This window comes from Rhodobacter calidifons (genome assembly GCF_011174775.1).
Classification (GTDB): domain Bacteria; phylum Pseudomonadota; class Alphaproteobacteria; order Rhodobacterales; family Rhodobacteraceae; genus Tabrizicola; species Tabrizicola calidifons.
Window position 1 is genome coordinate 53230 of record NZ_JAANHS010000008.1, and the last position, 23479, is coordinate 76708.

At 67.2% G+C, this 23479-nt stretch carries 23 protein-coding genes; 11 read left to right on the forward strand and 12 right to left on the reverse strand.

The features are described 5' to 3' along the window. Nucleotides 1-47: 47 nt before the first annotated feature. Together G8O29_RS11875 and G8O29_RS11880 are read left to right on the forward strand one after the other, a co-directional pair. Nucleotides 48-866, forward strand: a complete 819-nt coding sequence (locus G8O29_RS11875) for an HTD2 family dehydratase (RefSeq protein WP_166403462.1) — start codon at nt 48-50, stop codon at nt 864-866. After that, nucleotides 863-2071 carry a CoA transferase gene (locus tag G8O29_RS11880; RefSeq protein WP_166403463.1) on the forward strand — a complete coding sequence of 403 codons (1209 nt, stop codon included), beginning with the start codon at nt 863-865 and terminating at the stop codon, nt 2069-2071. The genes G8O29_RS11875 and G8O29_RS11880 overlap by 4 nt, the downstream gene beginning before the upstream one ends. On the opposite strand, the gene hflX is transcribed toward G8O29_RS11880, so the two are convergent. The 9 genes from hflX to dusB form a co-directional block, all read right to left on the reverse strand. Further along, nucleotides 2068-3366, reverse strand: coding sequence for a GTPase HflX (hflX, locus tag G8O29_RS11885; RefSeq protein WP_242679094.1), 1299 nt, complete (start codon nt 3364-3366; stop codon nt 2068-2070). The two genes, G8O29_RS11880 and hflX, sit on opposite strands and share 4 nt — an antisense overlap. Nucleotides 3367-3398: 32 nt before the next feature. After that, on the reverse strand, nt 3399-3632 hold the full coding sequence (gene hfq, locus G8O29_RS11890; protein WP_008028786.1) for an RNA chaperone Hfq: 234 nt from the start codon (nt 3630-3632) through the stop codon (nt 3399-3401). A 171-nt stretch (nt 3633-3803) separates the two neighbouring features. Continuing rightward, on the reverse strand, nt 3804-5318 hold the full coding sequence (locus G8O29_RS11895) for a potassium transporter TrkG (protein ID WP_207623792.1): 1515 nt from the start codon (nt 5316-5318) through the stop codon (nt 3804-3806). Continuing rightward, a complete protein-coding gene (trkA, locus tag G8O29_RS11900; protein ID WP_166403464.1) occupies nt 5318-6694 on the reverse strand; it encodes a Trk system potassium transporter TrkA in 1377 nt (458 codons plus the stop codon). The genes G8O29_RS11895 and trkA overlap by 1 nt, the downstream gene beginning before the upstream one ends. A 175-nt stretch (nt 6695-6869) precedes the next feature. Beyond that, a complete protein-coding gene (ntrX, locus tag G8O29_RS11905; protein ID WP_166403465.1) occupies nt 6870-8261 on the reverse strand; it encodes a nitrogen assimilation response regulator NtrX in 1392 nt (463 codons plus the stop codon). After that, a complete protein-coding gene (locus G8O29_RS11910) occupies nt 8258-10537 on the reverse strand; it encodes a sensor histidine kinase NtrY-like (RefSeq protein ID WP_166403466.1) in 2280 nt (759 codons plus the stop codon). The genes ntrX and G8O29_RS11910 overlap by 4 nt, the downstream gene beginning before the upstream one ends. Before the next feature lie 99 nt (nt 10538-10636). Continuing rightward, nucleotides 10637-12001, reverse strand: coding sequence for a response regulator (locus tag G8O29_RS11915; RefSeq protein WP_166403467.1), 1365 nt, complete (start codon nt 11999-12001; stop codon nt 10637-10639). After that, entirely contained in the window at nt 12001-13098 is a 1098-nt protein-coding gene (locus tag G8O29_RS11920) for a two-component system sensor histidine kinase NtrB (protein WP_166403468.1), read from the reverse strand. The genes G8O29_RS11915 and G8O29_RS11920 overlap by 1 nt, the downstream gene beginning before the upstream one ends. Then, the gene (gene dusB, locus G8O29_RS11925) at nt 13095-14048 is read right to left on the reverse strand and encodes a tRNA dihydrouridine synthase DusB (protein ID WP_207623793.1); all 954 of its coding nucleotides are present in this window, start codon (nt 14046-14048) and stop codon (nt 13095-13097) included. The genes G8O29_RS11920 and dusB overlap by 4 nt, the downstream gene beginning before the upstream one ends. 201 nt (nt 14049-14249) lie before the next feature. Here dusB and G8O29_RS11930 point away from each other — a divergent pair, with 201 nt between their 5' ends. Genes G8O29_RS11930 through G8O29_RS11940 form a run of 3 tightly spaced genes read left to right on the forward strand, consistent with a single transcriptional unit; the run spans nt 14250 to nt 16335 of the window. Then, on the forward strand, nt 14250-15368 hold the full coding sequence (locus tag G8O29_RS11930; protein ID WP_166403470.1) for a bifunctional 2-C-methyl-D-erythritol 4-phosphate cytidylyltransferase/2-C-methyl-D-erythritol 2,4-cyclodiphosphate synthase: 1119 nt from the start codon (nt 14250-14252) through the stop codon (nt 15366-15368). Then, nucleotides 15365-15871, forward strand: a complete 507-nt coding sequence (locus tag G8O29_RS11935; RefSeq protein WP_166403471.1) for a phosphatidylglycerophosphatase A family protein — start codon at nt 15365-15367, stop codon at nt 15869-15871. The genes G8O29_RS11930 and G8O29_RS11935 overlap by 4 nt, the downstream gene beginning before the upstream one ends. After that, nucleotides 15859-16335 (forward strand): CinA family protein, encoded by a 477-nt coding sequence (locus tag G8O29_RS11940; RefSeq protein WP_166403472.1) that lies wholly within the window; start codon nt 15859-15861, stop codon nt 16333-16335. Before G8O29_RS11935 ends, G8O29_RS11940 begins: the two co-directional genes overlap by 13 nt. A gap of 58 nt (nt 16336-16393) precedes the next feature. Here G8O29_RS11940 and G8O29_RS11945 read toward each other — a convergent pair whose 3' ends face one another. Further along, complete coding sequence (locus G8O29_RS11945) at nt 16394-17251, reverse strand: CE1 family esterase (protein ID WP_166403473.1); 858 nt, start codon at nt 17249-17251, stop codon at nt 16394-16396. Between the two features lie 57 nt (nt 17252-17308). Then, on the reverse strand, nt 17309-17767 hold the full coding sequence (locus tag G8O29_RS11950) for a type II toxin-antitoxin system RatA family toxin (RefSeq protein WP_166403474.1): 459 nt from the start codon (nt 17765-17767) through the stop codon (nt 17309-17311). 122 nt (nt 17768-17889) lie between these two features. On the opposite strand from G8O29_RS11950, the gene hpt reads away from it, so the two are divergent. From hpt to G8O29_RS11975, 5 genes are all read left to right on the forward strand, one after another. Beyond that, entirely contained in the window at nt 17890-18435 is a 546-nt protein-coding gene (hpt, locus tag G8O29_RS11955) for a hypoxanthine phosphoribosyltransferase (protein WP_166403475.1), read from the forward strand. Then, nucleotides 18432-18608 (forward strand): hypothetical protein, encoded by a 177-nt coding sequence (locus G8O29_RS11960; RefSeq protein ID WP_166403476.1) that lies wholly within the window; start codon nt 18432-18434, stop codon nt 18606-18608. The genes hpt and G8O29_RS11960 overlap by 4 nt, the downstream gene beginning before the upstream one ends. Nucleotides 18609-18668: 60 nt before the next feature. Continuing rightward, nucleotides 18669-19556, forward strand: coding sequence for a c-type cytochrome (locus G8O29_RS11965; protein ID WP_166403477.1), 888 nt, complete (start codon nt 18669-18671; stop codon nt 19554-19556). A 134-nt stretch (nt 19557-19690) separates the two neighbouring features. Next, nucleotides 19691-20620: a porin gene (locus G8O29_RS11970; protein ID WP_166403478.1), complete on the forward strand. Its 930-nt coding sequence runs from the start codon at nt 19691-19693 to the stop codon at nt 20618-20620. A gap of 94 nt (nt 20621-20714) precedes the next feature. Beyond that, on the forward strand, nt 20715-21596 hold the full coding sequence (locus G8O29_RS11975) for a hypothetical protein (protein WP_166403479.1): 882 nt from the start codon (nt 20715-20717) through the stop codon (nt 21594-21596). Between the two features lie 51 nt (nt 21597-21647). On the opposite strand, the gene lipA is transcribed toward G8O29_RS11975, so the two are convergent. Then, entirely contained in the window at nt 21648-22592 is a 945-nt protein-coding gene (lipA, locus tag G8O29_RS11980) for a lipoyl synthase (protein ID WP_166403480.1), read from the reverse strand. A 127-nt stretch (nt 22593-22719) separates the two neighbouring features. On the opposite strand from lipA, the gene G8O29_RS11985 reads away from it, so the two are divergent. Then, entirely contained in the window at nt 22720-23403 is a 684-nt protein-coding gene (locus G8O29_RS11985) for an aquaporin (RefSeq protein ID WP_166403481.1), read from the forward strand. Nucleotides 23404-23479: the final 76 nt, after the last annotated feature.

Here is a 23479-nt window from a genome sequence, read left to right on the forward strand (position 1 = left end):
CTGTTGGCGCAACCAAATTCCAAATTGCGGCGCAGAATGGAAATAAAATGACCGAAACCTTCGGCGACTGGGTGGGGCGCACGGAAGAGGCCGAGGACTGCGTGACGCTGCGTCAGGCCTGGCAACTGGCGGCGACGCTGGAAGTTCCGGGGCGGTTTGCGGCGGGAGATCCCCTGCCGCCGTTGTGGCACTGGATCGGCTGGACGCCCGAGACGCCGATGTCGGGGCTGGATCGCGACGGGCATCCGGCACGTGGGGGCTTTCTGCCGCCGGTGCCGCTGGAACGGCGGATGTGGGCCGGCGGGCGGCTGGAGTTTCTCGCCCCCCTGCATGTCGGCGAGACGATGCTGCGGCGCTCGACCATCCTGAACGTAGCCGAAAAGACGGGCAGCACCGGGCGCATGGTCTTTGTCACGGTGGGCCATGAGGTGCACGGCGCGGAAGGGCTGGCGATCCGCGAGGAACAGGACATCGTCTATGTCGCCATGCCCGAGACCTATGTCCCGCCGCCGCCCGTGGCGGCCGAAGCGCCCGACTGGCAGGAGCCGGTGGCCATCGATACGGTGCGCCTGTTCCGCTTTTCGGCCGTGACCTTCAACGCGCATCGCATCCATTTCGACCTGCCCTATGCGACAGAGGTCGAACGCTATCCGGGTCTTGTGGTGCATGGTCCCCTCCAGGCGATGCTGCTGATGCAGGCGGCCCTGGCTCGGAAGGATACCCTGCCGCAGAGCTATCGCTTCCGTGGCGTCCGGCCGGCCTTCCTGCACGACCGGCTGCACTTGCAGGGCGCGAGCAACCGGCTGAGCACGGTCACGGCGGAAGGCTGGGTCTGCATGCAGGCAGAGATCGGGTGGCCGGCATGAAGCCCCTGGCGGGACTGCGGGTGGTCGAGGGCTCGGCCTTCGTGGCGGTGCCCTTCGCCGGGATGACCCTGGCCGAGATGGGCGCCGACGTGATCCGCTTCGACCGGCTGAAGGGCGGGCTTGACGCGAAGCGCTGGCCGGTGACGGCCAGCGGCGAAAGCCTGTTCTGGGCCGGGCTGAACAAGGGTAAGCGGTCGGTGGCGGTGGACCTGTCCCGCCCCGAGGGCCGCGAGATCGTGACCGCGCTCATCACCGCGCCCGGTCCCGATGCGGGGCTGTTCCTGACCAATCTGCGGGTACGCGGCTGGATGGATTACCCGGCGCTGGTCACGCAGAGGCCCGACCTGATCATGGTCAGCCTGACCGGCACGCGCCGCGGCGAGCCGGCGGTGGACTACACGGTCAACCCCGGCATCGGCTTTCCGATGGCGACCGGCAGTCCGGGCAGCGAGCCGGTGGCGCATGTGCTGCCCGCCTTCGACTGTATCGCCGGACAGATGCTGGTGGGCACGCTGCTGGCGGCCGAGCGGATGCGGCTGCGCAGCGGGCGGGGCCAACTGGCGGAACTGGCGCTGAAGGATGTGGCGGCGGCCCTGCTGGGCCATCTGGGCATCATCGGCGAAGTGGCGGTGAACGGCGTGGACCGGCCCAAGGTCGGCAATGCGCTTTACGGGGCCTACGGGCAGGATTTCCTGCTGGCCTGCGGGCGGCGGGTCATGGTCGTCGGCCTGACCGACCGCCAATGGCGCGAGCTGGTGCGGGTGCTGGACATGGCCGCACCGCTGGCGGAACTGGCCGCGCGGCTGGGGCTGGACTTCGCCCGCGAAGGCGACCGCTGGCACGGACGCGAGGCGATCACGGCGCTGTTCGCCCCCTGGTTCGCCGCGCGCCGGCTGGAGGAGGTCGGCCCGCTGTTCGATGCGGCGGGGCTGACCTGGTCGGTCTTTCGCAGCTTTGCCGAGGCGGTGCACGAGGACCCGGACCTGTCACCGGACAATCCGATGTTCTCGATCCTGGACCAGCCGGGGATCGGGCCCTATCCGGTGCCCGGTTCGCCGGTGAACTGGGGCGCCTGCCCGCGCACGCCCCCTGCCCCGGCGCCGGTTCTGGGCAAGCACACCGAGGCCGTGCTGGCCGATGTGCTGGGGATGACGACCGGACAGATCGGGCGGCTGGTGGCAGCGGGCGTGGTGGCAGCCGTCTAGAGCCTCTGCCAGCGGTTTTCCTGCCGTGCCGTCCAGCGGACCGTGATCTGCCAGCCGTCCTCGCCCTGGGTTTCCTGCTGCACGACGTTCTGGTCGTGCAGCCAGGCGCGGCGACGGCCCTGGTCGAAGGGCACGCGCAGAAGGGCCTCGCTGCGCTCTTCGTCCAGGACGCGCGACACAAGCGTAAGCAGGGACTCCACCCCCTCGCCAGTCAGGGCCGAGACCGGCAGCACCAACGGCCGTTGCGCCGCCTGCGCGGTCAGGGCCTCGCGCTGCGAGGCATCGACGAGATCAAGCTTGTTACAGACCTCGATGACGGGCGTCTCTTCCTTGACGCCGAGGCTGGCCAGGATGTCGGTCACATCGGCGGCCTGTTCCACAGTCTCGGGGTGGCTGATGTCGCGGACATGCAGGATCAGGTCGGCCGACAGTACCTCTTCCAGCGTGGCGCGGAAGGCGGCGACCAGCTGGGTCGGCAGGTCCGAGATGAAACCCACGGTGTCCGACAGGATCACCTTGGCCCCTGAAGGCAGCACCACCCCGCGCATCGTCGGGTCGAGCGTGGCGAACAGCATGTCCCTGGCCATGACCTCGGCCCCGGTGATGCGGTTGAACAGCGTGGACTTGCCGGCGTTGGTGTAGCCCACCAGCGCCACCACCGGAAACGGCACCTTGGCGCGGGCGGCGCGGTGCAGTTCGCGCGTCTTGACCACCTGGTCCAGCTGCCGGCGCAGCCGCACCACCTGGTCGTCGATGGCCCGGCGGTCGCTTTCGATCTGCGTCTCGCCCGGGCCGCCGACAAAGCCGAAGCCGCCGCGCTGGCGTTCAAGGTGCGTCCAGGCGCGCACCAGCCGCGTGCGCTGGTAGGACAGCGCGGCAAGTTCCACCTGCAACACGCCCTCGCGCGTCCGGGCCCGGTCGGCGAAGATTTCAAGGATCAGCGAGGTCCGGTCGAGCAGCTTGACCCCCCATTCCCGTTCCAGATTGCGCTGCTGCACCGGAGAGACCGCGCCATCGACAATCACCAGGTCGATGCGGTCGGCCTTGAAGCGCGCCTTCAGCTCGGCCAGCTTGCCCGACCCCAGCAGCGTGCCGGGATGGGTGCGGGAAAGGCGGATGACCTCGGAGCCGCAGACCTGAAGCTCGGGCAGCGCGGCGGCCAGCGCCACGGCCTCGGCCAGACCATGTTCGGGCAGGCGGCGGGAATAAGCCGATTTCAGCGCCGGATGCAGGACCCAGGTCCGGGTGGCCGCGGTGGCCGTATCGCGCAGGCGTTTTCCCGTCCGGTCGGACAGCAGATCGGTCGCATCCTGCGGATCCTGTGCGATCAGTCTTCCCCTTCGTACAGGCTGATCGGCGCGCCGGGCATGATGGTCGAGATCGCATGCTTGTAGACAAGCTGCGATTGACCATCGCGACGCAACAGCACGCAGAAGTTATCGAACCAGGTGATCACGCCTTGAAGCTTGACGCCGTTGATCAGGAAGATCGTGACCGGTACCTTGGCTTTGCGGACATGGTTGAGAAAGGCGTCTTGCAGGTTTTGCTTGTCAGCGGCCATCAGTGTTTTGCCTTGTTTTTCTATCGCTTCACTGTCGCGTCGTGGTCGTTCTTGTTGCCCTGTCTTTGCCGCCCGGAACGGCAGGTCGAGTATGTAGCGGCGGCACGGGAGTTTCCAGCGCAAAAATCAGGCTGTTGAACGCAGCCTTCCGGCCCCGGTCCCGGTGCCGACCTAGCGCCGGTCGGTTCCGGGCAGGATCAGCGCCAGAAGGGCAAGCGTCTCGAGCCGCCCCAGAACCATGGCAAAGCCCAGGATCAGCTTCACCGGGTCCGAGAGCGTGGCATAGGCGATCGGCTGGGCGGCGCCGATCTCGGCCAACGGGCCGGTGGTCGTCAGGCTGGCAATGGCCAGGACCATGGCGGGCTCGAACTTGACCCCGGCCAGGAGGAGGCAGGCCATGACCACGGCAATCGAGGTGGCGAAGAGCATGAAGAACACCCAGGCAAGCTGTGCGCCCTCGCGCCGCAGGCGGCGGGCATCGGGGCCGCCGTGACCGATGGAATTGGGGTGGACGATCCGTTCAAGCTCGCGTTCGCCATGGCGCAACAGCGCATGGACCCGCAGCAGCTTGACCCCGCCCGCCGTGGTCGCCGTGCCGCCGCCGACGATGGCCAGCCCCATCAGCACCAGGCCCGGCGTGCCGATGCCCGACCATTCCGCCGCCGTCTGCCAGTCCGAGGAGATATAGCCGGTCGTGGTCAGGAAAGAGGCCGCGGTGAACAGGATGCCCCAAAGTGCGTTCAGCGCGTCGAGCACGCTAGGCGCCCCGGCCTCGCCGACATACACCCAGTGGCGGAAGAAGAGGACAAGCGCGACCGCCGACAGCAAAAGGGCGGCGAGGCGGAGTTCGGGATCCTGAAGCAGCGGGCGGCGGTTCTCGGACAGACGGATGCCAGGAAAGGCGCGGCGGGTGACGGCGAAGATCAGGAAGGCAAAGACCGCAAGCTCTCCGGGAACCCCCGCGCCCGAGGCCTGGAAGGCCGTCTGCCCCGAGATGCCGGAGGTGGACAGCGTCCCCATCGCATGGATCAGCGCGGAGATGCCGGTTTCGCCGAGGATCAGGAGGGCGCACCACAGGAGGACGGTCAATGCGAGGTAGACCGGGAAAAGCGTCAGCGCAAAGCGGGTCAGCCGCTGCGTCGGATCGGCGATGCGGGTGACCTGGGCGGCGCCCTTGGCCCCCCGGCCCGGCGTCCGCCCCGAGATGACCTCGTTGCCGCCCAGGTTCAGGGGGGCCAGGATCGCATAGGCGGCCAGCAGCGTGAGGAAACCGCCGAACCAGCCCACGGTCGCGCGCCAGAGATGGATCGCATCGGCCAGACGCTGCGGGGCATAGACCGAGGCGCCGGTGGTGGTGAAGGCCGAGGTCATCTCGAACCAGGCATTGACCAGCGTGGTGTCCGCCAGGGCCTCGGCCAGCGGCAGGGCCAGGGCAAGTGGCAGGACGGCATAGGCCAGCGCCAGGGCGGCCAGGTGGCTGGTGGCCAGATCGCGCGGGCTGTAGGCGGCGGTGGCGATACCCAGCATCACGGTCACGACCAGAAGGATCAGACCGGAATAGAGAAAGTCGCGGGCGTTTTCGTAATCGTCCGCCCCAAGCGCGTAAAGCGCGGGCACGAAGGCGATCAGGCCGGACAGGCCGAGCAGGATGACAAGAAGCGGCAGTTCGGCCAGCCGGGTCAGCATCAGAAGAAGTCGATCGAGACTTGCAGGAGGCCTTCGACCTCGGGCACGTCCTTGGCCATGGCAAAAAGCGCGATCACGTCGCCGGCCTCGATCCGCAGGTCTCCGGTCGGCTTCAGCACCTTGTCGCCCTTCATCACTGCGCCGACCAGAACGCCCTCGGGAAACTCGATGTCGCGGATCAGCCGGCCGGCCAGCGACGAGGTGGACAGGACCTGGGCCTCGATCAGTTCGGCCTCGGCGTCGCCGATGGAATAGACGGCGCGGACGCGGCCGTGGCGGATGTAGCGCAGGATCGACGAGACGGTGGTGGCGCGCGGGTTGATGTAGGCGTCGATGTTCAGCGGCGCCATGAGGGGGGCGAGGGTCGGATCGTTGACCAGCGCGATGGTCATCTGGCAACCGGCCTGCTTGGCACGGACGGCGACCAGAAGATTTGTCTTGTCGTCGTCGGTGACGGCCAGGATCGCGTCGGCCCGGTCCACCGAGGCTTCGGCCAGAATATCGCTGTCCATCCCGTCGCCGTGCAGCACGATGGTGCGTTCCAGCATATCGGCGGCGATCTCGGCGGTGGCGCGGTTCTTCTCGATGATCTTGGCCCGGATGCGGTCGGTCCGCGCCTCCAGCGCGCGGGCCACGGCGAGCCCGACGTTGCCGGCGCCGACGATCACCACCCGTTCCTGCTTTTTCGTCTTCTTGCCAAAGATTTCCAGGGCGCGGTTCACGTCCTCGATATGGGTGAAGACGTAGATCTGGTCCTCGGCATAAAGCTGGTCGCCGGGGTCGGGCGCGAAAAGGCGGTCCTCGCGCCGGACCCCCACCACGATGGCGCGCAGGGTGGGGAACAGCTCGTTCAGCTGACGCAGGGGGGTGTTCAGGACCGGGCAGTCCTCGGTCAGCTGGATGCCCAGAAGCTGGGCGCGGCCGTTCATGAAGCTTTCGGTGTCGAAGGTCGCGGGCGCAGCAAGACGTTGCAGCGCGGCCTCGGCCACCTCGCGTTCGGGGGAGATCACCACGTCGATGGCCAGCCCGTCCTGGTTGGTCAGGTTGCCGTACATCGGTTCAAGATAGTTCTGCGCGCGGATCCGGGCGATCTTGCGGTTGATGTCAAAGACGGTGCGGGCCACCTGGCAGGTGACCATGTTCACCTCATCGGAATGCGTGGCGGCGATCAGCATGTCGGCATCCCGCGCCCCGGCCTTTTCCAGCACGTCCGGATGGCTGGCAAAGCCGACGACACCCTGCACGTCCAGCGTATCGGTCGCGCGGCGCACCAGATCGGCGTTCGTGTCGACAAGCGTGACGTCGTTGTTCTCGCCAGACAGGTGCCGTGCGATCTGCCAGCCGACCTGACCCGCCCCGCAGATGATGACCTTCATCAGTAACCCCGCGTTACGCCGCAACTCTGTGCATGTCAGATCGTCGCGGGAGGGTCAATGTGCGGGGCACGGGCGGCGATGGTGGCGCGGCCGCCCTTGGGCTTGGCCGGATCGCACGATCCGCCAGGTGCCGGGCGCGGAAGCCGCGCTGGCCAGGGACGCCCTCTCTGCCCGCCTACTCCTCGAAGTCGGTCATCCCCCTGCCCCCGCGGGTCGAGCCGACCACGCCAAGCGACTTGAGCTTGCGGTGCAGCGCTGAGCGTTCCATGCCCACGAAGTTCGCCGTCCGGCTGATGTTGCCGCCGAAGCGGTTGATCTGGGTCAGCAGGTATTCGCGTTCGAACAGCTCGCGCGCCTCGCGCAGCGGCAGGGTGGCGATGGTGCCGGACAGCGACAGCGGGCTTTCGACCTCGGCCCTCGGCTCGGCACCGGGGATTTCCGAGGCTTCGATCGGCCCGGTCCCGTCGCCGAGAATCAGGATCCGCTCGATCACGTTGCGCAGCTGGCGGATGTTGCCGGGCCAGGGCATGGTTTGCAGGACCGTCTCTGCCTCTTCCGAAAGCGCCCGGTGCGGCAGGCCCTGGCTCTTGTGGAACCAGTCGATGAAATGCCGCGCGAGTTCGGGCACATCCTCGCGCCGGGCGGCCAGCGAGGGCACGGCGATGGGCACCACGTTCAGCCGGTCGTAGAGTTCCTGCCGGAACCGGCCCATGCCGATCTCGGCCCGCAGGTCGCGGCAGGTGGAGGAGATGACGCGCAGGTCCACCCGGACCTTGTCGGCCCCGCCGACGCGGGTGAATTGCTGTTCGGTCAGGACCCGCAGGATCTTGCCCTGCGTGCCAAGCGGCATGTCCGCCACCTCGTCGAAATAGATGATCCCGCCATGGGCCTGTTCCAGCAGCCCCGGCTCTACCCCGCGTTCGGGGGATTCGCGGCCGAAGAGCACCTCTTCCATCCGCTCCGGCTCGATCGAGGCCGAAGAGGCGGTGATGAAGGGGGCGCTGGCCCGGTTGGACTGCATGTGGATGTAGCGGGCAGCCATTTCCTTGCCGGTCCCGGGCTCTCCGGTGAGCATCACCCGGGCGTTCGACTTCGTTACCTTGTCCAGATTGGCCTTCAGCGTCTTGAAGGCCAGCGAGGAGCCGACCATCTCGGCCGAGGTGAGGTCGCGGCGGCGGAGTTCCTGGTTTTCGCGGCGCAGGCGCGAGGTTTCCATCGCGCGGGCGACCACGACCATGAGCTGGTCGATGTTGAAGGGCTTTTCGATGAAGTCGTAGGCGCCCTGCTTGATCGCGGCGACGGCGATCTCGATGTTTCCGTGGCCCGAGATGATGACTACCGGAATATCGGGATTGTCGCGCCTGACGGTTTTCAGAATGTCGATCCCATCCATCCGGCTGTCCTTCAACCAGATGTCCAGGATCATCAGCGCGGGCGGATCGGCGTTGATCTCGGCCATGCATTCGTCGGAATTCGCGGCAAGCCGTGTCGTATAGCCCTCGTCCCGCAGGATGTCGCCTATCAGCTCGCGGATATCCTGTTCATCATCGACGATCAGAATGCTCATGCCTGGGTCTCCGTCTTGCCCGGCGCAGCGCCGAGCGGAATGTGGGTTCGGGGTCGTTTGCGCAAGGAGCGGGGCAGCCGGATCTCGGCCAACGCACCCGCATGGTCGTTGCCCGGGAATACGGGCGCATCGAGAAGGGCAAGCGTGCCGCCGTGTTCCTCGATGATCTTCTTGACGATGGGCAGGCCAAGGCCGGTGCCCTTGTCGCGCGTGGTGACGTAGGGCTCGAACAGGCGGGCGCGGTCGGGGGGCAGGCCGGTGCCGTTGTCGGCAATGCGGATCACCGCTTCGCCGTCGTCTGCCGAAAGCGAAACGCGGATTTCGGGGAGAAAGTCGGCCGGTTTTGATTTTTCCTGGTACGATTCAATTGCTTCCCCGGCGTTCTTGATCAGATTTGTCAATGCCTGACCGATCATTGTCGCGTCCAGTTCCATCGGCAGCGGACCATCGGGAATGTCCGTGACAAAGCGCACGCCGGGCTGGCCGTTCTCCTGCAACAGGACCGCGCCGCGCAGAAGCTCGGCCAGGTCGCAGTCGCGGCGGTCGGGCTCGGGCATCCGGGCGAAGCGCGAGAATTCGTCGACGATCCGGCGCAGGTCGTTCGTCTGGCGGACGATGACGTCGGTGTATTGTTCCAGATCCTCATGATCGCGGACCTGCGAGGCGAACTTGCGCTTGATGCGTTCGGCCGAGAGCTGGATCGGGGTGAGCGGGTTCTTGATCTCGTGCGCGATGCGGCGGGCGACATCGCCCCAGGCGGCCATCCGCTGCGCCGAGACGAGATCGGTCACATCGTCGAAGGCCACGACATAGCCTTCGAGATCCCCCGTTTCGCTGCGGCGGGTGGACATGCGGACAAGGAGGCTTTCCAGCTTGCCCCGGCGGGTCAGGCGGACCTCTTCCTGGACCGCATTGGTGCCGGCGTCGCGCAGACGGTCGAAGAGGGCGGCAAATTCCGGGACGGCGACGGCAAGCGGCGTGTCGACCTGACCACCGGCGAGGTCGAGGAGTTTTTCGGCGGCGCGATTGACGAAGTCGATGTCGCCGTCGGAATCGAGGCCGATAACGCCCGCGGTCACGTTCGACAGCACCGAATCGAACAGCCGCCGCCGCGATTCGGTCTGCGCATTGGTTTCGATCAGCGCCGCGCGCTGGCCCTTCAGCTGGCGGGTCATCTGGTTGAACATGCGGCCCAGCGAAGCGATCTCGTCATCGCCCTCTTCCTCGGTGACCTGAACGTCAAGGTCGCCGCCCCCGACCCGTTCGGCCGCCCCCGCCAGACGCCCGACGGGACGCGAAAGCCTTTCGGCAAACCACAGGCCCAGCCAGATCGCGGCGAGGATCAGGATCAGCGCGAAGCCGAGGTAGATCAGGCCGAAGTTGAACAGCAGCCGCCCGCGTTCGGATTCAAGCTGGTTGTAGAGCTTTACGGTTTCCTGCGTCTCGTCCAGCAACGACAGGATCGAACCGTCCACCGTTCGCGTGACGTAGAGATAGCGGTCGGCATAGGCGTCAAGACGCACGAGTGCGCGAAATTCGTTGTTCTTCCAGTCGGGGATCAGGACAGTGTTGCCCTCGCGCGCGAGGCGCAGGTGTTCGGCGGTCAGGGGTTCGAAGTCGAAGAGATAGGACTTCTCGCCCCGGGTCTTGAGCGCGCCGGTGCCATCGACAAGGTAGGCCTCCTTCAGCCCGCGCTGGACGACGGCCTGCGCCTGCGAGAGGAGCGGGCGCAGCTGGTCGTCGCGGATGAAGGGCGACTTGCGCTTTGCCTCGTTCAGATAGCCGGCCAGCGTCCCCACATCGGCGGCAAGGTCGTCGCGCTGCACCGCCTCGTAGGCCTGGGCGGCCGAGAGGGAGGAGCCGACGACGGACCGCACCCGGTCGGAGAACCAGCCTTCGAGGCCGATGTTGATCGACAGGACCGCGAAGACGGCGACAAGGACGGTCGGGATCAGCGCGATCAGCATGAAGACGCCGGATAGCCGCATGTGCAGCCGCGACCCGGCAGAGCGGGAGCGGCGTTCGGCGATCAGGCGGGCAACGCGGGCCAGGACGAGGGCCGCGATGACGAGAACGTAGATCAGGTCGGCCAGCAGGATAAGCCGCAGGACCGGGGAGGCCGCGCTGGTGTTGATCGAGCCGAGCGCAAGGAAGGTGGCGACGGCCAGGACGGGGCCGAGGAAGACCAGGCCAAGCGTCACAGCCGTCTGCACGCGGCGTTGCCGACGCAGGCGGGAAAACCGCAGCCAGACATCCCTTGTAACCGCCCGATCCACCCTGCCCTGCGCCTTAGCCGGTGGTTCGCCCACCTGACGCCACTATATCTAGCCGCAGCGCGGGGTGAAACCGAAAAGACACAGGTCGGCGTGGCCCCGCTACATCAATTTGCGGCGGCGGGTCACGCGGATGTCAAGGTCGGTGATCTTCTTGCGCAGGGTGTTGCGGTTGATGCCCAGAAGATCGGCGCATTTCGCCTGGTTCCCGGCGGTGGCATCCAGCGCGATCTCGATCAGCGGCAGTTCCACCTCGCGCAGGATGCGCTGGTAGACACCGGGGGGCGGCAACTGGCCGCCGTGCAGGTCGAAATAGCGCTTGAGGTGACGGGCCACCGAGGCCGAGAGCTTGTCGCCATCGACCATCCCGGTCATCGGTTCGGGGCCGGGCTGCTGGCCGAGGACCTGTTCCACCTCGGACCGGGCGATCTCGGTTTCCGAGGCGGTGATCAGGAGGCGGCGGATGGTGTTTTCCAGTTGTCGCACGTTGCCGGGCCAGGAATAGGCGCGGATCAGGTCGGCGGCGGGTTGCGACAGGCGGCGGACGGTGCCGAGATCGCGTTCGCCCCGGGCAAGGAAGTGTTCGGCCAGAAGCGGGATATCCTCGACCCGCTCGCGCAAGCTGGGCACATGCAGCGTGACGCCGCCAAGGCGGTAGTAGAGGTCCTGGCGGAACTGGCCGGCCTCCATCCGGGCGGAAAGGTCGGTCTGGCTGGTGGCCATCACGCGGGGTGCCTTGTCGCCCAGCATGTCGAGCATGCGGACCACGCGGGCCTGGGTATCGGCGTCGTAATCGGCGACTTCGTCGAACACGATTGACCCGCCCCGCGCGCGGGAGAGGAGTGTCGCAGGGCCGTCGATGCCCGCCAGATCGGCGGCCTGGGCCACGACGAACGGGAGCGTGCGGCGGTCGGAGAAATCGTGGATCGCGCGGGCGATCAGCGATTTGCCGGTGCCGCTTTCGCCGGTGATGAGCACGGTAAGTTCGGTGTTCATCACGCGGGCCACAAGGCGGTAGAGAGCCTGCATCGCGGGCGTCCGGCCCACCAGCGGCAGATCGTCACCGGGTTCGCGCGGGGCCACGACGACCTTGGGGGCGCGGCGCTTCTGGTCCAGCGCCTTGGCCGAGCGCTTCATCAGGTCGGGCAGGTCGAAGGGTTTGGGCAGGTAGTCGAAGGCTTCCGCTTCGGCGGCTTGGATCGCGGTCATGATCGTGTTCTGCGCCGAAATGACGATCACCGGCAGGCCGGGGCGCATCTTGGAAATGCGCGGCAGCGCGTCCAGCCCGTTGCCGTCGGGCATGATGACGTCCGAGATCACGAGGTCGCCCTTCCCTTCCTCGACCCAGCGCATCAGGGTCATCAGCGAAGAGGTCGCATGGACCTTGCATCCCGCGCGGGTCAGCGCCTGGGTCAGGACGGTGCGGATCGTGCGGTCGTCATCGGCGACAAGGATTGTGCCATCCATCAGGGGGACTCCTTCTTTTTCTCGCGTGGCGCCACGGGCAGCGACACGCGGAACACGGTGCGACCGGGGACGGAATCGACCGAAATCCATCCGTCATGGTCGGTGATGATCTTGGAGACGAGCGCCAGGCCGAGCCCGGTGCCGTTCTCGCGGCCCGAGACGAAGGGCTCGAAGATCGAGGCGGCGATGTCGGGCGGGATGCCGGGGCCGTCGTCGATGATCTCGATGTTCAGCGGCAGCGCGGCCGAGGGGCCGTCCTTGCGGCGCAGGCGCAAGCTGAGGTCGTAGAAGGTGCGCAGCCGGATCGTGCCCCCGGTCTTGCAGGCCTCGGCAGCGTTCTTGATGAGGTTGAGGAAGACCTGCATCAGCTGGTCGCTGTCGGCCAGCGTGGGCGGCAGCGAGGGGTCGTAGTCCTCGACGATGGTCATGTGCGCGGCAAAGCCCACCAGGGCCGAGCGGCGCGCGCGGTCCAGCGCATCGTGGATGTTCACCGGCTTGCGGTCGGGGGGGCGGAGGTTGCCGAACTGTTCGACCTGTTCCAGCAGCTTCACGATGCGGCGGGTTTCCTCGACGATCAGATCGGTCAGTTCCTGATCCTCGGGGGTCAGGTTCATCGACAGAAGCTGGGCCGCACCCGAAATGCCGGCGAGCGGGTTCTTGATTTCATGCGCCAGCATCTCGGCCATGCCGATGGCCGACCGCGCCGCCGTCTTGACCCCCAGCGAGCGGCCCATCCGGTCGGCAAGCTCTCTGGGGCTGAGAACCAGCATCACGATGCCCGGATTGTCGTGCATCGGCGCAAGGTGGATGGTGCACTGGACCGGAGGCCGTTCGCCCGAGGTCACGTCCACGTCGTTGATGTTCAGCGGCGACTGGTTGGCGCGCACCCGGGCCAGCGCCTCGTCCATCGGCGCGTCGATCGCCAGGCGGTCGAACACCGGCTGGCCGCGCAGCGCCTTCTGCGAGGTGTTGAGGAAGGTCTCGGCCGCCGGGTTCACCTCGAGGATGGTCCCGCCCTGGTCGATCAGCAGCGTCGGGAAGGGCAAAGAGGCCCAGATCACGCCGGGCACCGGATAGGGCGCGCGGTAGGGTGTCATGCGGCCAGCTCCAGCTCGGCGAAGGCCAGTTCCAGAAGCTGGATCACCTCGGCCGGGTCGGTCGAGGTCAGGATCGGCTCGCGCGCATGGGGCAGCCCGGCTTCCTCAAGATACCAGCCCAGGTGCTTGCGGGCCATGCGCAGGCCGAGATCGCGACCGTAGAAGGTGAGCATGTCGTCATAATGGTCGAGGACCATGCGACCCAGACGCCCCCCCTCGGGGATCTGCGGCGCCGGGGTGCCGAACAGGTCATGCGCGACCTGCGCCAGCCGCCAGGGCGCACCCTGCGCGCCGCGGCCGATCATGACGCCATCGGCCCCCGAAAGGCGCAGCGCCTCGCGCGCCGAGGCGGTGTCGGTGATATCGCCGTTCGCGATGACGGGGATCGACACGGCGTCCTTCACCGCGCGGATCGCGGCCCAGTTGGCGGCCCCCTTGTAGAACTGGCAGCGAGTGCGGCCATGGATCGTGATCATCTGCACGCCCGCATCCTCGGCGCGCCTGGCGAGGTCCGGGGCGTTGTGCAGGCTGTCGTCCCAGCCGAGACGGGTCTTCAGCGTGACGGGCAGCTTCACGGCCCGCACGACCGCCTCGATCAGCGTAAGCGCCAGGTCGAGATCGCGCAGGAGCGCCGAGCCGCAGAGGCCGGTCGTCACTCGTTTCGACGGGCAGCCCATGTTGATGTCGATGATGCGCGCACCCTGCCCTTCGACGAAGCGCGCGGCTTCGGCCATCCAGTAGGCATCGCGCCCGGCAAGCTGGACGGCGGTCGCCTGTTCGCCGAATCCCAGTTCGGCACGGGCCCTGGCCTCGGGCTGGGCGCGCACCACTTCGGCCGAGGCCACCATCTCGCTGACCACAAGGCCCGCACCAAAGCGCGCGACAAGCCGGCGGAACGGCAGGTCTGTGATCCCCGCCAGCGGCGCGAGGAAGACGGGAGGGTCCAGCATGAGCGGGCCGAGGGGGACGGACAAAGCCTTTTCCTTGTGCAACTGATCAGGTGGTAGTGCGGGGCGGTGGCGCAACCAAGGCGGGATGGCAGGATAATGACTGAAAAACATGCGCTGCACAAATTTTGTGCGCAGGCTTGAACCAAGCGCCAGATTGTCATGCAGGTCGGGCTGGATTAGGCAGAAGGGAAAGGAGCCCGCATGCGCACAGCCGTCATCATCGTCGCCGCCGGTCGCGGAACCCGCATGGGGGGCGAGATACCCAAGCAATGGCAGCTTCTTGCCGGCAAACCCGTTCTGGCCCATACGGTTGCGGCCTTCGCCGGGATGCAGGTGCTGATGGTGATCCATCCCGAAGACCGTGACCGGGCGGCGGCCCTGGGCGTGCCCGTGGTCGAAGGCGGAGCGACGCGGGACGCCTCGGTCAGGGCCGGGCTGGCCGCGCTGGAGGGGACGGGCGTCGAGGCGGTCCTGATCCATGACGGCGCCCGACCGCTGGTCTCGTGCGGGCTGATCGACCGGCTGATCGCGGCGCTGGACAGGCATGATGGCGCGGCCCCGGCGCTGGCCGTGACCGACGCCTTGTGGCGCGGGACGGAGGGGCGGGTGTCGGGCACGCTGGACCGGACGGGGCTCTACCGGGCGCAGACGCCGCAGGCGTTTCGCCTTGCGCCCATCCTTGCGGCACATCGTGCCCATCCCGGCGGCGCGGCGGATGATGTCGAGGTGGCCCGCGCCGCGGGGCTTGACGTGGTGATCGTCGAGGGCGACGAAAGCAATCTGAAGCTGACCTATCCGGGCGATTTCGCGCGGGCCGAGGCGATCCTGCGGGGGCGGACGATGGATGTGCGGTTGGGCAACGGCTATGACGTGCACGCCTTCTGCGAGGGGGACCATGTCTGGCTGTGCGGGGTGAAACTGCCGCATGGCAAGGGACTGCTGGGCCATTCGGATGCCGATGTAGGCATGCATGCGCTGACCGATGCGATCTACGGCGCCATGGCCGAGGGCGACATCGGCCGGCATTTCCCGCCCAGCGATCCGCAATGGAAAGGCGCGGCGAGCCATATCTTCCTGTCCCATGCCATCGCGCTGGCCCGGTCGCGGGGTTTCGACCTGGGCAACTGCGACGTGACGCTGGTCTGCGAACGCCCGAAGATCGGCCCGCATGCCCTTGAAATGCAGGCAGAAATCGCCCGGATCATGGCAGTCGAGGCCGGGCGCGTCTCGGTCAAGGCCACCACCTCGGAGCGGCTGGGGTTCACCGGGCGCGAGGAAGGGATCGCCGCCATCGCCACGGCAACGCTGGTGCGGGCATGAGCGCGCTGGTCGCCACCTTCTGCGGCGCGGGGCATCTGAGGCCCGCCTCCGGCACCTGGGCCAGTGCGATCACGGTGGCGCTGGCGGTTGCCACCTATCAGGCGGGCTGGGCGCTGGCGGTGCCGGCCGGATTCGTGCTGGCGACGCTGCTGGGCTTCTGGGCGGTGCCGCGCTATCTGGCGGCACGGGGCGGCAAGGATCCGTCCGAGGTGGTGATCGACGAGGTGGCCGGGCAGCTTCTGGCGCTGTCGTTCACGGTGATCCCGCTGTGGCGCCACGGGGTAGCGGACCTGTTCCTGGGCGCCTGGCCCGGCTGGGTGGCGCCCTTCCTTCTGTTCCGCCTGTTCGACATCTGGAAGCCCTGGCTGGTGGGCCGGGCCGACCGGCGGGGCGATGCGGCGGGGGTCATGCTGGACGACCTCTGGGCGGGGTTGTTCGCCGGGGTGGTCTCGGTCGCGCTAGCGGGGCTCTGGCACGGGGTGGTGCAGCCATGGCTGGGATAGATCTTCCCGATCTTCTGCAACGGGCCCGCTACTGGGGCATTCGGATCGCCACCGCGGAAAGTTGCACCGGGGGTCTGGTCGCGGCGGCCCTGACCGAGGTTCCCGGATCCTCGGACGTGTTCGAGCGCGGCTTCGTCACCTATTCCAATACGGCCAAGATCGAGATGCTGGGCGTCCGTGCCGAGACGCTGGCCGCACATGGCGCCGTCTCCGAGGCGGTCGCGCAGGAGATGGCAGAGGGCGCGCTGCGCCATTCGGCGGCTGTGCTGGCGGTGGCGATCACCGGCATTGCCGGGCCGGGCGGGTCGGAATTCAAGCCCGAGGGTCGGGTCTGCTTTGGTCTGGCGCAGCGGGGCCGCGAGACGCGGGTCGAGACGGTGGAGTTCGGCGCCCCCGGCCGGGCAAGGGTGCGGGCGGCCGCGACGCAGCACGCGCTTGGGCTGCTGGACGCGGCGCTGTGGTAGGCGGCAAGGCCTTTCGAAGGGATCTGCAAAGTCCTGCCAGGGAATCCGGTGCCCGCCGCTAGGGATGCAGCGCGAAGAAGTCGAGGATTTCGGTGTTCGCATCGATCTCCTGCGTCATCGCCATGTCCTTGCGCGGCATGCGGCCGCCCGGCCAGTTGTGCCCGCCCCCTTCAACGGTCATCAGGCGCAGCACGACGCGCCCGTCCTTGCGGTAGTCGGTGACGACGACCGCCGTGCCGTCGTCCTTGCGGTCGATCCGGCGAGAGGTCTCGGTCAGGCCTCCGCCCCAAGGGGCGAGGAACGCCTTGACCACCGAGACCACCGAGGCGAAATCGGTTCGCGTCAGGCTGGTGTCGCCCTGCCCGCCCGCATAGGGCACCATGGTGTCGGCGGTGCCGTGGATGATCAGGGCCGGCACCGGCGCCTTTACCCGGACCGAGCGGGTGTCCATCGTGCCGGCCACCCCGGCGACCGCCCGCACCTTCGCAGGGTTCCTTGCCGCGAAGGTCTCGGCCAGCATCGCGCCGTTCGACATGCCGGTGATGTAAACGCGCTCGCCCAGCCCGAAACGGGCCTGCGCATCGGCGATGACCCGGATCAGGAAGCCCTCGTCATCCACCCCGGAGCGCGCAGCCCCCGCACAGCAGTAACCGGCGTTCCAGGACAGAAGCCGCCGCCCGGTTCCGGCCGGATAGGCCACTGCATAACCCCGGCGCAGGGCGACCGCCGTCAGGCCGGTCAACCTCTCGGTCCGCTCGGGATTGCCGCCCCCGCCGTGGAGCACCAGAAGCAGCGGGGCGCCCTTGGCACGCGGGGGCAGCGAGATCTCGTACCAGCGGTCGCCCAGACGGACGGTCTCGGCCAGCGCGGCAAGGGGCAGGAAAAGCAGGGAAAGGAGAAGAACAAGACGGCGCATGACGAACCTCTGGTTGGTGGCCACAGCATCACGCCCTTGTGAAGGAATTCCGTCGCGTCACGCCGTTCCCGGTCCGTAAAGTTCGGCCGCCCGGCGTTCGAAGGCCCGCACCACGCGCTGCATCGCGTCGTTGAACACCACGCCGATGATCCCCTGAAGGATCGCGTTGCGGAACTCGAAATCGACGTGGAAATCCACCTCGCAGCCGCCCGGAGCCTCGCGGAAGGCCCAGTTCGAGCGCATGTGGCGGAAAGGTCCGTCGATGTATTCGGTGTCGATCCGCTTCGCTTCGGGCCAGAGCGTCACCCGGCTGCCGAACCGTTCGCGGAACACCTTGAAGCTGATTACGAGGTCCGCCTCCATCACCTCGCCACCGCCGGGGATGGGCCTGCGCGACCGGATGCGGGCGGCCGAGTTCCAGGGCAGGAACTTGGGATAGGAGGCGACATCGGCCACCAGATCGTACATCTGCTGCGCGGTGTAGGGCAGGCGTTTGGTTTCGGAATGGGTGGGCATCAACGTTCTCCGGACCGAGATGTGGCCCGACGGGAGGCGAAGATCAAGCGGGCGTCGCGTCGCGGCCTAGGCAAGCGCGACCGGGGGCGCTAGGAAGGGGTGTAAGCCCTGGGACGACAGACATGCCGGACAGACCCTATGTGATCGACCAGATGATCAGCGCCAAGTCCATCGCGGCGCGGGTCGAGACGCTGGCGCGCGAGATCACCGCGTATTTCAAGGGCACCGACAAGCTGGTGGTCGTGGGCCTTCTGCGCGGGTCCTTCGTCTTCATCGCCGACCTCGTGCGCGAGATCGACCTGCCGGTGGAGGTGGATTTCCTGGAAGCCTCGTCCTATGGCGACGCGATGCATTCCAGCCGCGAAGTGCGCATTCTGAAGGACCTGCGCGGCGAGATCGCGGGCCGTGACGTGCTTGTGGTCGAGGACATCATCGACACCGGGTTCACGCTGAGCCATGTGCTGCATCTGCTGAAGGCACGGGAACCGGCGCGGCTGAAGACCTGCGCGCTGCTGGACAAGCCCTCGCGCCGGGAAGTGCCGGTCAGGGCCGACTGGACGGGTTTCGAGATCCCCGACGAATTCGTCGTCGGCTACGGCATCGACTTCGCGCAGAGGAACCGCAACCTGCCCTACATCGGCAAGGTGCGGTTCACGGAAGGCGGATGAACCAGCTGCTGTGGCTCTTGCGCGCGAAGCGCTGGGTGCAGAACCCGCCTTCCTGGGGCCGGGTCAAGCTGGTCCTTGCGGTGATCGGGCTGTGCCTGGCGCTGGTGGTGGTGGAGCGGGTATTCGGCTGGCCGGACTGGATGACGGTGGACAGCCTGCGCCGGAAACCGTGATTGGAAGGGCGCGGGGTCTCGTCTAGGCTCGCGCCGAGGTTGAACGCGGAGAGGGATGCGATGCGGGTGCTGCGCTGGCTGCTGGTTCTGGTCCTGGTTGCGGCCGGCGGGCTTTATGTCCTGGCCCGGCCCAATCCGCTGAGCGCTGCGGCGGTGGCGAACCTGACTGGCGATACAGCCCGCGGAGAACAGGTCTTCTGGGCGGCGGGCTGCGCCTCGTGCCACATGGCCCCGCAGGCAAAGGGCGAGGCGCAGCTGGTTTTGTCGGGCGGACAGCGCTTTCCGTCGGACTTCGGCACCTTCGTCGCGCCCAACATCAGTCAGGACCCCGACCATGGGATCGGCGCCTGGTCGGTCCTGGACCTCGCCAATGCGCTGACGCGCGGGGTCAGCCCGAAGGGAGAGCACTATTACCCTGCCCTGCCCTATGCCTCCTATGCGAAGATGCAGATGCAGGATGTGGCGGACCTGCACGCCTTTCTGAAGACCCTGCCTGCCGACCCGACGCCGAGCCAGCCGCACGAGCTGGGCTTTCCCTTCAACATCCGCGACACGATCGGGGTCTGGAAGCTGCTGTTCCTGACCAGGGACTGGGCGCTGCCCGGCAACCTGACGCCGACCGCTGCCCGGGGGCGCTATATCGCCGAGGCGCTGGCGCATTGCGGCGAGTGCCACACGCCGCGCAACCTTCTGGGGGCGATGGACAGGACCCGCTGGCTGGGCGGGGCGCCGAACCCCTCGGGCCAGGGGCGGATCCCGAACATCACGCCGGGCAAGCTGGGCTGGTCGGCCGGCGACATCGTGCAGTATCTGACCACGGGCTTCACCCCCGAATACGACAGCGTGGGCGGGCACATGGCGCATGTGGTGGAGAACATGGCGCGCCTGCCCGAAGGCGACCGGGTGGCGGTGGCGGAGTATCTGCTGGCCCTGCCGACGGTGGAGTGAGCGGGCGGGCTGTCATTCACCCGGCAAGGCTGTTGAAATCAGGGCACATCGGCGGGAAATTCGCGCCGCACGGGTATGGCCGCAGGCCTGAGCGTGATAGAATGCCGAAGGAGGGCAATTGGCTGGAGGATAGGATGCGTCGGTCCTTGTCGCTTGTCTTCGTGGCGTTGGCCGCGAGCCCTGCCGCGGCGCTGGATCTCGGGAACGGCTTCTCGATCATCGGGGATGTCGAACTGGAATATCTGGCCGCCGGCTCCGACCAGCAAAGGCTGGCGATCCATGACCTGACCCTGGGCTGGCGCAGTCAGGGCAGCGGCAGCCTGGGCTTCGGGCTGGACGTGACGACCCAGGGTTACAATATCCTCGGCGAGGATATCGACACCCACATCCTCTGGGCCGCGGGCGTGCTGGTGACGCCTTACGGCGAGATTGCCGCCGGTCGCCCGCAGCCGGTGCTGGAGCGCATGTTCCCCCTGCCTCAGCCCGGCGGCACGCGCTATGTGGATTTCCTGCTTGCCTCGATCGGCGGTCATGGCGGCTCGTTCCTGGTTCAGGCGGCCTTGCAGTCGGACGACGTGGACTTCACCGGCCTTACGCTGAAGGGAAGCGCGGGCGACGTCACCTACGGCGCCGGCGTGCACCGGATCGACGCTGGCAGCGAAACGGCAGACGGCTACGAGCTGGGTGCGATCTACCGGCTGGGCGGGACCGAGCTTTTTGCCGCCTACGAGGCGATCGAGGTCCCGGGGAATACCTTCGACCGCTGGCAGATCGCCGCGCGCTATGCGGCGGAACGCTGGTCGGTGGGCGTGCACCATCAGGACGCCGACTATTTCCTGTCCGGCTATGGCATCACCACGCTCTTTGCGGATTACCGGCCGATGGACGCCCTCACCATCGGTGCTCAGGTACTGGCCACGAATCCGGGCGAGTTCGAGCTTTACGGTCTTTCCGCAGAGTACCGTTTCGGTCCCGGAGCCTTCGGACAGCTGGGCTATGTGACCCAGAGCAGCGGATCGGGGTCCGACGATATCTTCTCTGCCTCGCTCGGCTATCGGTTCTGACCGGATCACACCCTCAATATCCGGTCCGATGGCGCTTTTCTTTGCCCGCATTGTGCGCCATGATGCAGAAAACCGAGCAGAACGGACCATGCCCATGACCAGACTTCTTCCCTTTGCCCTTGCGGCGCTGACCGCCCTTCCCGCCGCGGCGCAAACGGCCGGGAACGGCCTGACCTTCGGCGGCGAGGTCAAGCTGGAATACCTCGACGCCAATCCGCGTGTCTGGGCCTTCGACGGAGATGTCGGGATGAGCTGGCGGTCTGGCGGACTGCTTGGCTTCGACGCCGCACTCGACACGACCTACCTGGATGACGGCACCGATCTGACCAATGTCTGGGCGGCGCTGGTCCTGTCCACGGGTGCGGGCGAATTCGCGGTCGGTGCGCCGCGTCCGCTGCTGGAAACGCAACGGGTGATGCCGCGGTTCTCATCCTCGCGGGTGTTCGACCTTGAGCTCAGCTTCCTGCGCGGCCCGATCACTCCGCTGGTAAGCGGGGAGGACAACGGCGTGACGCCGGGTCTGACCTATCTGAACACCGCAGGCAGCCTGACCTATGGGGCGGGCTATCATTATCTGAACGACGGCGACGGCCTGGGCGTCTTTGAAGGGGTGATGCAGTACAAGGCGGGCCCCACCACACTTTTCATCACCGGCGAGCTCGCCGATGTTGACGGGCCGAATGCCGCCCTTTTGCAGATCGGCGCCTTCCACGATGCCGACCGCTATGATCTTGGCGCAGCCTTCGCGCATTTCGTTCGGTCTGATGGCAACGATTCGTTGCGCCTCTATGGCAGCTTCGATGTCGTGCCTTCGCTGACCGTGCGGGGCGATGTTGTGCTGGTGCAGGATTCCAGAGATATCTATTCCCTCTCGGCCAGCTACGGTCTGAGCAACGGCCTGTTCGTCGAGGGCGGCGGCACCAAGATCCAGAACGGACCCGAAACCTACGACATCGGCGTCGGTTTCAAGTTCTAGTCCCGGCAGAGGGACCAGGCAAAGGGCCGCCTTCGGGCGGCCCTTTCAGTTTCAGCCCCGGCCCGCCTGCCGCGCCGCGCGCATCCGGGCGAAATCGTCACCCGCGTGGTAGCTCGACCGGGTCAGCGGCGTGGCCGATACCATGAGGAACCCCTTGCCCCAGGCGGCGGTCTCGTAGGCCTTGAACTCCTCGGGCGTCACGAAGCGATCGACGCGGTGGTGCTTGGGGGTCGGTTGCAGATACTGGCCGATGGTCAGGAAATCGACATCGGCCGAGCGCATGTCGTCCATCACCTGCAACACCGCCTGCCGCGTCTCGCCCAGGCCCACCATGATGCCCGACTTGGTGAACATCAGCGGGTCCAGTTCCTTGACCCGTTGCAGCAGGCGCAGGGAGTGGAAGTAGCGCGCACCGGGGCGGACTTCGTGATAGAGGCCGGGCACGGTTTCGAGGTTGTGGTTGAAGACATCAGGGCGCGCCTCCACCACCTTTTCCAGTGCCGAGGGCGGGCATTTCAGGAAGTCGGGGGTCAGCACCTCGATCGTGGTGCCGGGCGAGCGGTGACGGATCGCGCGGATGGTCTGGGCAAAGTGCTCGGCCCCGCCGTCCTCCAGATCGTCGCGGTCCACCGAGGTGATGACGACATGCGACAGGCCAAGTTCGGCGACGGCATGGGCGACGCGGCCGGGTTCGAACACATCCAGCTTCTGCGGCTTGCCGGTGGCCACGTTGCAGAAGGTGCAGCCACGGGTGCAGATCTCGCCCATGATCATCATGGTGGCATGGCCCTGGGACCAGCATTCCCCGACATTGGGGCAGCCGGCCTCTTCGCAGACCGTCACCAGCTTCTTTTCGCGCAGGATGTCGCGGGTCTGCCTGTAGCCCTCGGATGTCGGCGCCTTGACGCGGATCCAGGCGGGTTTCTTCGGCTGGGCATTATCGGGCCGATGCGCCTTTTCGGGGTGGCGCTCTTCGGGAAGCTTGAGGTCGCGCACGGAAAATTCCCCCTGACCGCATTGTTCCCCTCCAGATAAGCCCGTTTCCGGCCCAAGGCAACGCCGGCAAGCCCCGCAGAAGCGCCTGCTGCCCATGCAAGGGGCGCAAGTCACGGTGGAGCATGCGATGACGAAGATATTCATTGCCGAAGTGATCGACACGGCAATCCTGGTGCTGTTCGGCTGCGGATCGGCCGTGCTGATGGGGGCCGAGATCGGGATGACCGGGATCTCGCTGGCCTTCGGCCTTGCCATCGTCGCGCCGGCCTACGGGATCGGACCGATCTCGGGCGCGCATCTGAATCCGGCGGTGTCGCTGGGGGCCTTCCTGGCCGGTCGGATGACGGGCGGGTCGCTGGCGGGCTATGTCGCGGCGCAACTGTCGGGTGCCGTCGTCGGGGCGGGAGTGCTCTACCTGATCGCTTCGGGCCAGGCCGGTTATGACATCGCGGTCAACGGTCTGGGCCAGAACGGCTATGGGCCGGGCTATCTGGGGGAATATTCGCTGGCCTCGGCGCTGATCTTCGAAACGGTGATGACCTTCCTGTTCGTCACGGTGATCCTGGGCGCCACGCAGCAGGGCGCGCCGGGCGCGATGGCGGGGCTGGCCATCGGCCTGACGCTGGTGGCGATCCATCTGGTCGGGATCACGGTGACGGGCGTCTCGGTGAACCCGGCACGCTCCTTCGGGCCGGCGCTGTTCGTCGGCGGCAAGGCGCTGGCCGATCTATGGGTGTTCATCGCGGCCCCGTTGGCCGGGGGCGCCCTGGCCGGGCTCCTGCACCGGATGGGGGTTACGCGCGCCGACTGACAGGCAGGTTGCGCGCGATCCGGGGACGGGGAAGCCCCGGAGGGGGATGCCGATATCGGCATCCCCCTTCCACTTT